The following is a 12,371-nucleotide window of genomic DNA, read 5'->3' as shown; positions in this document are numbered from 1 at the left end:
AATGAAGAACTTTCTAAAGCTTAATGCACTTCTTATTTTTGTTATTTCTATAAATCTATTAGCTGCTTGTAGTAATTCTACTAATTCTCAAGAAGAATCAACGAAAACTGCTAGTAAAAGCGAAACTTCAGATGAAAAAGTTATTCGCGTTGGCACAACTGGTCAAAGTTTTCCAAACTCTTATCAAGAGGATGGAAAATTAATCGGATTTGATGTAGAAGTACTTGAAACGATTGCAAACAATTTAGGGTATAAAGTGCAATGGACACTGGCAGGCTTTGAAGGGTTAGTAGGGCAGCTTGGAGTTGGAAAACTGGATACGATTGCTAATGCCTTTGAATATACAGAGGAAAGGGCAGAACAATATAATTACTCGACAACTTATTCTTATACAAGTACAGGGATTGCTGTTCTTAAAGATAGTCCTTATGATTCTGTAAAAGATTTAAATGGACAAACAGTTGCTGGTGTATTGGGCTCAAATAAAATTAATGTACTAGAAGATTATGTGAAGAAAAACGGATTAGATATTGAAGTCAGACAATATGAAACAAGAGATGGTCCACAATCAGATACAATTAAGGGTGCTGTAGCAGGTTATGTCCAAGGAAAGCCAATTTTGCAAGCAACAATAAATAAATCGAAATTACCACTGAAAATATTAGAAGATGACTTAAAGAAATCAGAAATTGGTTTCCCGTTTGCAAAAACAGAACAGGGGGATGCATTAAGAAAAGTGTTTAATGCAGAAATAGAAAAGCTGAGAGCGGATGGAACACTAGCTGAAATCTCAGAAAAATATTATGCAGATGATATTACCTCTGAGGATTAACGAGAAGTTTAATTGATTAAGTAGAAGGAAAAGAATTTCTATTAAATAGTGTATAGGCTTCTTCGTGTAGAAGGAGCCTAATTACATTTTGCCGTTTTAAATTGCGAGTTTAGAACGTCTTTTTTTGCTCAATTATAAATGCCTGCAACACTAAAAAAATATAATCTAATAAATGCAATCAAATGAAAATTATAAATAATTGAAAAAAAGTGTGGGATTAACCACTTGGAATATGTTAGAATAGTCAATAATTCGGATTAGTTTTGTTGGAATTAATTATTTGATAATTTAAATAATATTGGTACTAGGAGAGGATAGGAAATGGGTTCACATGTAGTAGCTTTAAAAATGCTGCAGAACAATTTTAGTACAGAAGAAATGCGTTCTGTGTGGGATGATGAAAATAGATTACAGAAGATTTTGGATGTAGAAGCAGCATTAGCATTAGCAGAAAGTGAGTTAGGAATCATTCCAAAGGAAGCTGGAAGAGCTATAAAGGACGCTGCAAAGATAGAAAATTTTGATATTGAAGAAATTGCAAAGGAGTCTGCTAAACTAAAACATTCCTTAATGGCTACAGTTAACCATTTGCAGAAACTATCAGGCGATTATGGAGAATATGTTCATTATGGTGTAACAACACAGGATGTAACGGATACAGCGATGATTCTTCAATTGAAGGAAGCAGATGAAATCATAAGAAGAGATACAAAAAAAGTAGCAGAGCTTCTAATTGGTTTAGCATCTAAGTATAAGAAAACGCCGATGCCAGCAAGAACACACGGAATGCAAGGACTGCCAACCACATTTGGCTTTAAGCTCGCAGTCGTTTTGAGTGAGTTTGAACGTCATCTAGATAGATTAAAGAGCGTCCAGTCGCGTATTTTCACAGGTGTTCTTGCTGGTGGTGTTGGTACATACGCCGCTTTAGGAAGTATAGGACCAAAAATTGAAGAACGGGCATTAGAAATTTTAGAACTTAATGCGCCAAAGATTTGCTGGCATTCTTCACGTGACCGAATTTCGGAGTATGGCTCAGCGCTAGGGCTAATAAGTGGTTCATTAGGAAAGCTGGGAAATGAATTCTATAACTTAATGCGGACAGAAATCGACGAAGTGGAAGAGCCGTTTTCAGCAGGAAATGTGGGCTCAACTACGATGCCGCATAAACGTAATCCAGCTATTTTTGAAGGAATTGCCAGTCTAACAAAACCTATCTTACATAGTGTTGCCCTATTGCATGAATCATTAGTGATGGAACATGAAAGGGATGCGATGAGCTGGAGAAGTGAATGGATAGCTTTACCAGAAATTTGTTTATATTTATCCTCTCAATTGAAAAGTATGATAACCGTTCTTGAGGGGCTTGTAGTGAAGCCTGAGAACATGCTGAAAAACTTGGAACGATTAGGTGGACTGATTTTATCAGAACGTGTCATGTTTGCTTTATCAGAAAAAATAGGTAAACAAACTGCCCATCATCTTATATATGAAATCGCAATGGAATCAGCTGAACAAAAAATTCCATTTAAAAAATTACTTGGTCAGAATGAAAAGGTGGCTGCTGTATTGACAGAAGACCAAATTAATCAGCTATTAGATCCTAGTCAATATATTGGCTTAGCCAGTGAGAAGGTAGATGAAGTAATTGCTTCGATTAGAAATGGGGGGCTTTTAAGTGAGTAATTTATCTTTTCATCAAGCAACATCCAAAGATATTCCCGAATTAATTGATCTATCTCTAAGAGGATATGCCTCTATTCGAGAGTTGGGAATTCACTTTGCTGCTGCAACAGCAGATGTAGAATTGGTAGAAAAGAATATCAAGGAAAATATATGCTTCTATTTACGAGATGAAGACAAAATGGTTGCAACTGCTTCTGTTCGCATGCCATGGAGCGGTCATCCTGGTCCGTTTGAAATTCCCCATATTTGGTGGGTTGCAGTTGCACCAGAAGAAAAAAGAAAAGGATATGCAAGCAAAATCCTTCATTATGTGGAGGAGAGTTTTTTAAGAGATACTCTTCATTGTCCATCTGTATCGCTTGGCACGGCGAAAGAGCATCCTTGGCTTAGAGAAATGTATGAAAAACGAGGATACAAAAAGGTTGGAGAGACGGATTTAGGGAAAGGCCATATTACAATCTATTTAGAAAAATTACTTTTAGCAAAATCATATAAGAAAAGGTAGGAATTGATAATGTTTAAGAAAATAACTGTAATCATGAGTATAGCATTTTTACTATTATTATCTGCTTGCAGCGGAACAGATAATAAAACTGAAAATGGGGAATCTTCGAAGGAGCAAAAAACACTTCGTGTAGGTTCAACCGCACAAAGTTATCCAAATGGATATGAGGAAAATGGTAAATTAGTAGGTTTTGATATAGAAGTATTAGAGAAAATCGCTGAAAACTTAGGCTATCAAGTGGAGTGGGTTAGATCAGACTTCGCTGGTTTAATGGGACAATTAGAAACAAAAAAAATTGATACAGTGGCAAACTTTGTTGCAGTTACAGATGAAAGAAGAGAAAAGTATCAGTTTTCAGAGCCATATGCGTATGCAGGTGCTACCATTGTTACAAATAAAGACAATGCATATGATAGTTTAGATGATTTAAAGGGCAAAACAGTATCCGGAGTATTAGGATCGAACAATGTGAAGAACTTAGAAAATTTTGATCCTGACATCATCCCTAAAACATATGAGAACCGAGATGGTGCAATGAATGATGCGATTAATAAACGTGTTGATGGTTATGTTAACTCTAAATCTTCTTTAATCGCAGAAATTGAAAAAGGGAATTTGCCATTGAAGTTTGTAGGAGAGCCGTTTGTGTATGAAGATGTTGCTTTTCCGTTCCTTAAAAATAAAGATGGAGAAGCTTTGGCAGAAGCATTTAATGCGGAAATAAAAAAATTACGTGAGGATGGTACCTTAACAGAAATATCGAAGAAATATTTTGCAGACGAGGATATCACCGTTAAGGAATAGTTTGGAGGTCCAGTATGAATCTTAATTTAGATTTTCCATATTTAGTTGATATATTACCAGAACTGTTGGAATTCATACCGCTTACTTTATTTCTTGCTGTTCTATCCATGGTTTTTGCGATCATTGGCGGATTGATTTTAGCTGTGATATCCAGATCGAATATTCCTGTATTAAAGCAGCTTGCTGCTGTATATATTTCGTTCTTTCGTGCCATTCCCACATTGGTTCAATTATTTTTAATTTACTATGGGCTGCCACAAATTTTTCCAGCTCTAAGTGCGATGACTGCTATAACAGCAGCAATCTTAGGGCTTAGTTTAAAACAAGCAGCGTTTTTGGCAGAAATATTTCGTGCTGCATTGAATTCAGTTGACAAGGGACAGGTGGAAGCTTGTTTATCAGTTGGTATGACAAAAGTGCAAGCCTTCCGGAGAATTGTTTTACCTCAAGCGACACGAAATGCTATTCCTGCAACAAGTAATATTTTTATTGGTTTAATTAAAGAAACCTCTTTAGCGTTTACTTTAGGAGTAGTGGAGCTTTTCGCGCAAGGGAAAATAATTGCTGCTAGTTCTCTTAAATTTTTTGAAACCTATTTGGCTTTAGCGCTGCTTTATTGGGTGTTAATTATTCTTGTTACCTTCGTTCAGCGGGCTATTGAAAAAAGAATGGAAAAACCGTATTTATCATAAAGGAGTAGTAGGATGATAGCTGTTACAAATCTAAAAAAGAGGTTTGGAGAGAACATAGTATTAGATGGTGTTAATTTACAAGTTAATCGTGGAGAAGTGTTGGCTATTATCGGCCCGTCTGGATCTGGAAAGTCAACATTGCTCCGGTGTCTGAATTTATTAGAGATGCCTGATGAAGGGACTATTCATATAGGCGAGACAAATGTAAATGTACAAAAAATGGGGCGGAAAGATATTCATCAACTTCGCCAAGAAACAGCGATGGTGTTTCAAAACTATAACCTTTTTAAGAATAAAACCGCCTTGCAAAACGTTACGGAATCCTTGATTGTTGCCAAGAAAATGAATAAACAAGATGCGGAGAAATTAGGGAAAGAACTTTTAGTGAAGGTAGGGCTTGAGGATAAGTTTCATCAATACCCTGCCACATTATCAGGCGGGCAGCAACAACGCGTGGGTATTGCTAGAGCACTCGCTGTTAAGCCGTATGCCATTTTATTTGATGAACCAACTTCAGCCCTTGATCCAGAATGGGTTTCAGAAGTGCTGCAAGTTATAAAAGATATTGCACAACAAAATACAACCATGATTATTGTGACCCATGAAATGAAATTTGCGGAAGAAGTGGCTGATAGAGTGATTTTTATGGCAGATGGAAATATCATTGAAGAGAATGAGCCGAAAGAATTATTTCATCATCCACAAAATATAAGAACAAAACAATTTTTAAAAACTTTAGAAAGAGATGAATAATAAATCATGAACATGTCTCCTGAACTATTAAACGATTTAATTGTCAAACGAAGATATTTGCATGAGCATCCAGAGCTAGCTTTTGAAGAATTTCATACAACGGAATTGATCAAAAAATGGTTAACAGAACAGGGTATTGCCATTGTTGAACTTGGTCTAGAAACAGGAGTTGTTGCGGAAATAAAGGGAGCGTTTGCGGGACCAACCATTGCTATTCGGGCAGATATTGATGCCTTGCCGATAATAGAAGAAACAGATGTTGCATTTAAATCAAAAAATGAAGGGAAAATGCATGCCTGTGGTCATGATTTCCATACAACTGCTATTTTAGGAGCAGCGATTCTAATCAATAGTCAAAAGGACAAATTACATGGAAATGTAAGATTTATTTTTCAGGCTGCCGAGGAAATTGCTCAAGGTGCAAAGAAATTTGTAGAAAAAGGAGCAATAGAAGGAGTAGAAGCTATTTTTGGAATGCATAACAAACCTGATTTGCCAGTAGGAACGATAGGGGTAAAATCAGGTGGACTTATGGCAAGTGTAGATAAATTTAGTTTAAGGTTTATCGGTGTCGGAGGTCATGCTGGTATACCACATCGTGCTATTGATCCGATTGTTATGGCTAGTCAATACGTAACAGCAGTTCAGTCAATTGTCGCAAGAAGAATGGATTTGTTTGATAATGTAGTAGTCAGTATCACAAGCATCCATGGAGGAAATACATGGAATGTCATTCCAGATGAAGTCAAACTAGAAGGTACTGTTCGAACATTTCAGCCTAAAGCTCGTGAGGCAGTTCCGACAATAATGAAAAAGCTAGCGGAGTCTATTGCAGAAGGAAATGGTGGTTCGGTTGAATTTGTTTGGGATGATTATCTTCCCGTGGTAAACAATCATCAAGATTATGAAGATATTGTGCGAACCACTGTTTTGGATGCAGGGTATAATGTCGTCGATGCTGTGCCAAGTGCCGGTGGGGAGGATTTTGCGTTTTATCAAAACTATATTCCTGGATTTTTCGTATGGATGGGAGTGGATGGACCCCAAGAATGGCATCACCCAAAGTTTGATTTAAAGGAAGATGCTATTAAAGTGGCCGCTGAATTTTTTGCTAAGCTCGCGGAGAATATTTTGAAAAATGACTGATTTAACAAAAGCAATAGTCGACTTGATTCAATCCTCCCCGTCTTATCAGGAGCTTACTAATGAGACAAAAGAAAATTTGAAAAAGGGAGTATTCGATTATTTTCTGTCGTGTTTTGCTAGTGTGAGGTTTGACATGAATTTTTCCACTGTTTTACATACTGCTATTTATCCTACTGAAGAGGGAGCAGCAGTAGTAGGCACTGATTTAAAGGTTCACCCATTTGATGCTTGTTTAATTAATGGGTATTCTGCACATGCATTAGATTTAGATGATGTTCATTCTGAGATTAGAGGACATCCGTCTGCGATAATTTTGAGCTTATTACATGCCCTAATAGAAAAGAAGCGTGATAGAGACCGCTTCTATGAAGCCTATTTAATAGGAATAGAGACGATGAAGTGCTTTGCACAACTATTAGGTGCACAACATTATGAAAAAGGGTTCCATACAACTGCAACTGCGGGAATTTACGGAGCAGTTGCAGCTGGGGCCCATTATTTACATTTCGACACAGAGAAATTCTCGCAAGCTATTAATTTATGCGTATCTAAATTAAGTGGTTCCCGAAGTCAATTTGGAACAATGGTTAAACCGCTGCATGCTGGTCTAACAGCCCAAAGTGCTTGGCAGATTCTTCATTTTGTTGATAAGGGAATTGTCGGAAGTGCTAATACCATTCAAGCTAAAAATGGTGTACTTTCTATGTATGTGGAGCAAAGCGGAAATCCATTCGAGGTTTTTGAAAAGTGGGGAGAACCTTGGACAATAGATAAACCAGGATTATGGTTCAAATTATATCCATGTTGTTCTGCAAATGCCCATGCCATTGAGGCCATTCAGAATATACAGGCACAAAGAAATTTTACTGTTGAAGAGGTTACTTCTGTCGATTTGTACTTCCCTCCCAATGGTGATGCTGCATTAGTTTACACTTCCCCAACGAATGGAGAACAGGGTCGTTTTAGTGTAGAATACTGTGCTGCTTTAATATTAAAGGGTGAAGCATTATCTATTGAAAATTTTTCTGTCAATCAAATTGCCGATGAAATTCAAGCAGGAATAAAAAAAATTCATCGAAAGTATGATCCCGCAATTCCAGTAAAAGAAATTAGTTATCCAAAAGGTAGATATTGTATAGCTAAAGTTATGTTAAAAGATGGTCAACAGTTGGTCTCTAGAGTAGATGCGCCGACAGGTTCACCAGGTAAGCCACTTAAAATGCAGGATTTAGCCAGTAAAGCGAACACATTATTAGGCGAACAAGCCAATACACTAAACAAGTACTTTGCTGCAGGAATAGAAGGCTGGTAACAGAGGGACGGTTTTTGTGAGGTCATTTGACCTACAAGAACCGTCTTTTTATTTAGGAGAGACTCCTTAATACTCCGTTACTATTTTTGCTTTGGAAAGCCTAACATTACTAAACGCGATTCCTCCTAATATTAGGGCAACACCGATCCATTGCAGCATGCCAACTTGTTCTCTTAAAACGAGTGCTGACATAGAGACAGCTACTGGAAGCTCAGAAGCTGTTAAGATAGTGCCAAGTCCTGGTCCAATTTGTGGCATTCCAATAGAATAGAGCAGAGGCGGAAGAACTGCACCGAAAACTCCAAGCAGCAATCCATATGGTGCTACCCCTATTAATGTGGAGAAATCCATTAAATAAACCGGTGGAAATACTAGAAAAACAACGAATAATCCACCTAAGGAAAGAAGCCCGCTCTTTAGGAGAGGAGCGGTGTTCTTTCCAACAGATCCGCTAAGAAAAATAAAAGTAGCAAAGGTGAAGGCAGAAAGTAATCCCCAACCGGCACCTTGCCAGGAAATATCCATGCCCCCTTCTAAAGAAATGCCTCCAGCGAGGACAGAGCCGAATAGAAGAATAATAATCGAGATGACCTTCTCCTTTGTAGGCTTTTTCTTATAAATAACCATTTCGAAAAGCGTGCCAATCCAAACAAATTGAAACAGTAAAATAATTGCAAGAGAAGCATTTATTGTTTGTAAGGATTGATAATAGAAAATTCCTGTCATCCCAAACGGGATACCAGATAATAAGAGTTTAATAGCTTGCATGCGCGTTACTTTATATTTCTTTGTAAATAATACAAGAATCCATGTAATGGCAGTACCAAATAAATATTGTGCTCCTGTTACTTCAGCTGCCGAAAATCCAGCAGCATAGGCAAGTTTAACAAATGTAGACAAAATTCCATAACAGCAGCCACCTAAAAAAACGATTAAAGCATAATTCCATTTTGCCAAAATAAATTTCCTCCTTTTCAACATAAAAAGCCACACAATTGTCAAAAGACAATCGTGTGGCGAAAATAGAGTTTCCTCTAGAAAAATCCACGTCCTACACAAGGTTTTATTATTACATTCCTCATATATTATAAGAACAAGCCTGCTCGTTGTCAAAGGGAAAGAGAGGGTAAGTTCTAGTGAGGACATCAAACAAAGGATAAAAACAAGAGTTAGAAACCTGTTAAGAAAAATATAAATTAAATTTTTTTAGCTAAAAAGGGAAGCGGAAGAACTTCTCTTGCTGCCTTTATGAAATATATGTGAATTAGTGAACAAATGAGATTTTTTTCTATCTATGTGGAGTACAATAAGGGGAGAAAAGAAATGGAGGAGTGAATGGAAATGTCTTCTGATTATCAAGCGTTTTTCGGTGTTGATGGAATTGTAAATGACTTTCATGTAAATCGGGTCCATAATACTAATTTCTATGGAGTAGGAGGAGATTATTCAAATGGAGTACATCTGCAAGTGCAGCTAAGTCCCAATCAATATTCAAATCTATTAAAATACGGATACTCAGGTAAAAAGCACAATGTCTATTTCGCAGTAAGATCGAATAATCATGCCCATCTCTATGCGGCTTCTACAGAAGATATTAACCAGCTTTTAGAAGTGATCAGTAATTAAGGTATGCAGAAGGACGGTTTTAGTGAGATCATCCGACTCACAAGAACCGTCCTTTTATATACCAATCTGATATATCTTCCTTGGTCTTCCTCTTGTAAGAGGAACTTCTTCGCCGATTATTTTGGCTAGTCCTTGTTCTTCTAAATTTGTCAGTATTCTTCTAGCATTTCTTGGTGTCATATTGAGCCATTCAGCTACATCGGAAGCAGTTATTGCATGTTTGCCAATGTTTTTTTGGATTACGATCATTTTATTATTTGTGCTAATAGCGATATCTATTATTTTTTGAACCGAGTCTTTTGGGTCCAGAATAGCTTTTGCTTTCAAGATTGCCATGCCTCTATCTATGCTTTTTTCGAGCATACTATAGTAAATAATGAGCAAACTGAATTTCCGTAATAATGAAGTGTGGAAGGTTTATGTAAGATAGTCTTACCGTGTTTTTAATATGTGTTATTGACTTTGATAATTGGTCTCTCTATACTTTGATTAAAAGAATAATTAAGGGAATATTCTGATTTAATAAAAGGAGTCGAAAAATGTAAGATACCATTATACGTTTGCTGCGACTGATGATTCCTTTATCACACGTAAGCTCCAGTCAAAATTGAATCCTTCGATTTACGAATTTAGAAGTCACACTCCATCATAATGAAGGTAATCCCTTAGGAATAGAAATTTATAAGAATCGTCCGATGTTTTACAGCTTAGGTAATTTTATTTTTCAAAATGACACTGTACCAAATTTGCCAATAGACTTTTAGGAAAAAGATCAATTAAGTCATACGGATATGTCGCATCCAGTGGAATTAGGAAAGAGGTTTGCCGATTCTCTCCAATAATCAGGACATATTGTAAAGACTTGCTAAACTTTCTGAGCTATATGGTATGAAAATCACTCTAGAAGGAAATATAGCAATCATTTGTTTGAAAGATCATACACCTGTAATAAGAATAGACAGAATATTTTAAAAATAAAGCTGAGACTCTATAAATCCTCCAGCAGGATGTGTATTTCACACAAGGTGTCCAGTTGCAATGGATCGATGTAAGCAGGAAGTGCCTTCAAAATTACAAGTTAACGATAAACATGTTGTTGCTTGTAATTTTATATGATTGATTAAAAAGTGAGAGAGGGGTGTATATTTCATGACAAATATTGAGCACAAAACAGAGGGGTTAACCGAGAAGGTAGGGCAAGTATATAAACTACTTGCTGAGAATGAGCAAGTCCAAAAAGCACTCAAATTTTTAGAAGAGGATAACGAAGCAACAACCAAGGAACAAATTGAATTGACGGAAATAGAGGCACCAACCTTTGAAGAAAAGGAAAAAGGAGAATGGTATAAAAAGAGATTAGAATCGTTAGGTGTTCAAAAAGTAACTACAGATGAGGTAGGAAATGTTTTTGGTGTACTGACAGGAAGCGGGAATGGTCCTTCCTTAGTTGTTTGTGCTCATTTAGATACCGTGTTCCCAAAAGGGACAAATGTAAAGGCTGTCCACGAAGACGGATTAATCTATGCGCCGGGGATTTGTGATGATGGAAGAGGGTTAGCGGTTGTTTTAACGATTATACGTGCTCTTGCTGTGGCGGGGATAAAGACAGAAGGAGATCTTATTATTGGTGCCACAGTGGGGGAAGAAGGGCTAGGAGATTTAAGAGGGGTGAAATCATTATTTGAAAATCGGCAAGATATAGATGGTTTTATCTCGATAGAGCCTGGGGATCCAAGTCGTATCACTTATTTAGGCACAGGAAGCAAAAGATTTAATGTTTTATTTAAAGGACCTGGTGGGCATAGTTTTGGGAATTTTGGTATTCCAAGCCCTATTCATGCATTAGGGCGAGCCATTGCCAAAATTTCTGATCTAGCAACACCTGTTGAACCAAAGACGACGTTTAATGTAGGGATGATAAAAGGAGGAACTTCTGTTAATACGATTGCGGAGACAGCAGAGATGCTAGTTGATTTACGTTCGAATTCGCAAGAAGAGCTTGAAATAATCGAAAGTAAATTTTTACATTTGATGGAGCAAGCAAAGGAAGAAGAAAATGCTCGCTGGAATGTGGAAGCACAAGTTAGTCTTCAGATAGAAAAAGTAGGCGATCGTCCAGCAGGATCACAAGATAAAAATAGTGTAATTGTGCAAGCTGCTCGATGTGCGACAGTAGCGCTAGGTTTTGAACCGATCCTAGATCAGGCAAGTAGCACTGATTCGAACGTTCCTATTCATTTAGGGATTCCGGCCTTAACGCTCGGCGGTGGGGGCGAAGGTGGAGGATTCCATACACTGCAGGAGTATTATAACCCTACCGATGCTCATATTGGGGCACAAAAAATATTATTAACGATTCTCGGCTTAGTTGGATTAGAACAGGTTACCGCTCCACTATTGGAGAAAGGAAAATAATCTTAAATTGCTGCTAAATGGTCAAGTCCATCAAAAGAACACGGTATTCCCTTTGGATATGCAAGAGCCATACAATCATATGGATGAAAAAAGGAAAAACAAGAGGGAGCTTTGACTTATTATAGCTACGGAGAGCATCAAATTTTATCTTGATTTCTCTAACAGAAATAATAAGTATTGAAAAGGTAAAATAAGAAAATAAAGGGAAAGTGTAATGGGAAAAAGAGCTGTTTAGAATTGAGATATGGTTTTTTGTAAGTTTTCAATACATAAATCTAACCGACTACATAGAACGGAAAAAAATACAAGAATCGTCCAACAGATTTTTCCAAATAAATGAAACTAATTAGCTCTTTAAAACGTATTCTTAAGTAGCAATTGTTAAACAATAGATGTGGAGGTGTAAAAATGATATTTTTATGGTTATTTGCACCAGTGGTAATTGTGATGGGAATTGTGCTATTTTTCGCAAAGAAATCTGGAATGACAGCACCTGATGAAAATAAACAAGCGGACAAATTAGGAGAAGTAGTCCATTATAATCGAGTTAATTCAAGTAGTGGTCCAGGAGGAATGAGTTGAATAAATGAGAGCAAAAGA

Annotated in this window: 14 protein-coding genes and 1 pseudogene; 13 read left to right on the top strand and 2 right to left on the bottom strand. The window is 37.0% G+C overall.

Features of this window, described 5'->3' with window-relative positions:
• Position 1: 1 nt before the first annotated feature.
• The 8 genes from NST77_RS17270 (at position 2) to NST77_RS17235 (ending at position 7,730) form a co-directional block, all read left to right on the top strand.
• Positions 2–832, top strand: coding sequence for a transporter substrate-binding domain-containing protein (locus NST77_RS17270; protein ID WP_341123282.1), 831 nt, complete (start codon positions 2–4; stop codon positions 830–832).
• A gap of 321 nt (positions 833–1,153) precedes the next feature.
• Complete coding sequence (purB, locus tag NST77_RS17265; protein WP_164463713.1) at positions 1,154–2,518, top strand: adenylosuccinate lyase; 1,365 nt, start codon at positions 1,154–1,156, stop codon at positions 2,516–2,518.
• Entirely contained in the window at positions 2,511–3,023 is a 513-nt protein-coding gene (locus tag NST77_RS17260; protein ID WP_341123280.1) for a GNAT family N-acetyltransferase, read from the top strand. Before purB ends, NST77_RS17260 begins: the two co-directional genes overlap by 8 nt.
• Positions 3,024–3,029: 6 nt before the next feature.
• Positions 3,030–3,827, top strand: coding sequence for a transporter substrate-binding domain-containing protein (locus tag NST77_RS17255; RefSeq protein WP_235850250.1), 798 nt, complete (start codon positions 3,030–3,032; stop codon positions 3,825–3,827).
• A gap of 14 nt (positions 3,828–3,841) precedes the next feature.
• Positions 3,842–4,519, top strand: coding sequence for an amino acid ABC transporter permease (locus NST77_RS17250; RefSeq protein ID WP_047942102.1), 678 nt, complete (start codon positions 3,842–3,844; stop codon positions 4,517–4,519).
• A 12-nt stretch (positions 4,520–4,531) separates the two neighbouring features.
• Positions 4,532–5,272 (top strand): amino acid ABC transporter ATP-binding protein, encoded by a 741-nt coding sequence (locus NST77_RS17245; protein WP_047942103.1) that lies wholly within the window; start codon positions 4,532–4,534, stop codon positions 5,270–5,272.
• Positions 5,273–5,275: 3 nt separating this feature from the next.
• On the top strand, positions 5,276–6,418 hold the full coding sequence (locus NST77_RS17240) for an amidohydrolase (protein WP_280529783.1): 1,143 nt from the start codon (positions 5,276–5,278) through the stop codon (positions 6,416–6,418).
• A complete protein-coding gene (locus NST77_RS17235) occupies positions 6,411–7,730 on the top strand; it encodes an MmgE/PrpD family protein (protein ID WP_341123279.1) in 1,320 nt (439 codons plus the stop codon). The genes NST77_RS17240 and NST77_RS17235 overlap by 8 nt, the downstream gene beginning before the upstream one ends.
• Positions 7,731–7,796: 66 nt before the next feature.
• Here the strand turns inward: NST77_RS17235 and NST77_RS17230 are convergent, their stop codons facing one another.
• A complete protein-coding gene (locus tag NST77_RS17230) occupies positions 7,797–8,687 on the bottom strand; it encodes an EamA family transporter (protein ID WP_123258337.1) in 891 nt (296 codons plus the stop codon).
• Between the two features lie 378 nt (positions 8,688–9,065).
• Here NST77_RS17230 and NST77_RS17225 point away from each other — a divergent pair, with 378 nt between their 5' ends.
• Positions 9,066–9,356: a hypothetical protein gene (locus tag NST77_RS17225; RefSeq protein ID WP_341123278.1), complete on the top strand. Its 291-nt coding sequence runs from the start codon at positions 9,066–9,068 to the stop codon at positions 9,354–9,356.
• A gap of 54 nt (positions 9,357–9,410) precedes the next feature.
• On the opposite strand, the gene NST77_RS17220 is transcribed toward NST77_RS17225, so the two are convergent.
• Positions 9,411–9,692, bottom strand: coding sequence for a hypothetical protein (locus NST77_RS17220; protein ID WP_341123277.1), 282 nt, complete (start codon positions 9,690–9,692; stop codon positions 9,411–9,413).
• Positions 9,693–10,024: 332 nt separating this feature from the next.
• Here NST77_RS17220 and NST77_RS25955 point away from each other — a divergent pair.
• The 4 genes and pseudogenes from NST77_RS25955 to NST77_RS17205 all read left to right on the top strand — a co-directional run.
• A pseudogene (locus NST77_RS25955) lies at positions 10,025–10,328 on the top strand (CapA family protein); the annotation flags it as partial.
• Between the two features lie 18 nt (positions 10,329–10,346).
• Positions 10,347–10,472 carry an oligopeptide/dipeptide ABC transporter ATP-binding protein gene (locus NST77_RS17215; protein WP_341123757.1) on the top strand — a complete coding sequence of 42 codons (126 nt, stop codon included), beginning with the start codon at positions 10,347–10,349 and terminating at the stop codon, positions 10,470–10,472.
• Positions 10,473–10,505: 33 nt separating this feature from the next.
• On the top strand, positions 10,506–11,771 hold the full coding sequence (locus NST77_RS17210) for a M20/M25/M40 family metallo-hydrolase (RefSeq protein WP_123258336.1): 1,266 nt from the start codon (positions 10,506–10,508) through the stop codon (positions 11,769–11,771).
• Between the two features lie 408 nt (positions 11,772–12,179).
• Positions 12,180–12,353 carry a hypothetical protein gene (locus NST77_RS17205; protein ID WP_164463712.1) on the top strand — a complete coding sequence of 58 codons (174 nt, stop codon included), beginning with the start codon at positions 12,180–12,182 and terminating at the stop codon, positions 12,351–12,353.
• The last annotated feature ends 18 nt before the right edge of the window (positions 12,354–12,371 follow it).

The sequence above is a fragment of the Niallia sp. FSL W8-0177 genome (assembly GCF_038006285.1).
GTDB classification, from domain to species: Bacteria; Bacillota; Bacilli; order Bacillales; family Cytobacillaceae; genus Niallia; species Niallia circulans_A.
This window is presented reverse-complemented; position numbering and strand designations above follow the sequence as displayed.

Coding starts and splice junctions, on each gene's coding strand:
- NST77_RS17220 (WP_341123277.1), bottom strand. CDS start 9,692: ATGGCAATCTTGAAAGCAAAAGCTATTCTGGACCCAAAAGACTCGGTT.
- NST77_RS17245 (WP_047942103.1), top strand. CDS start 4,532: ATGATAGCTGTTACAAATCTAAAAAAGAGGTTTGGAGAGAACATAGTA.
- NST77_RS17225 (WP_341123278.1), top strand. CDS start 9,066: ATGGAAATGTCTTCTGATTATCAAGCGTTTTTCGGTGTTGATGGAATT.
- NST77_RS17270 (WP_341123282.1), top strand. CDS start 2: ATGAAGAACTTTCTAAAGCTTAATGCACTTCTTATTTTTGTTATTTCT.
- purB (WP_164463713.1), top strand. CDS start 1,154: ATGGGTTCACATGTAGTAGCTTTAAAAATGCTGCAGAACAATTTTAGT.
- NST77_RS17210 (WP_123258336.1), top strand. CDS start 10,506: ATGACAAATATTGAGCACAAAACAGAGGGGTTAACCGAGAAGGTAGGG.
- NST77_RS17250 (WP_047942102.1), top strand. CDS start 3,842: ATGAATCTTAATTTAGATTTTCCATATTTAGTTGATATATTACCAGAA.
- NST77_RS17235 (WP_341123279.1), top strand. CDS start 6,411: ATGACTGATTTAACAAAAGCAATAGTCGACTTGATTCAATCCTCCCCG.
- NST77_RS17205 (WP_164463712.1), top strand. CDS start 12,180: ATGATATTTTTATGGTTATTTGCACCAGTGGTAATTGTGATGGGAATT.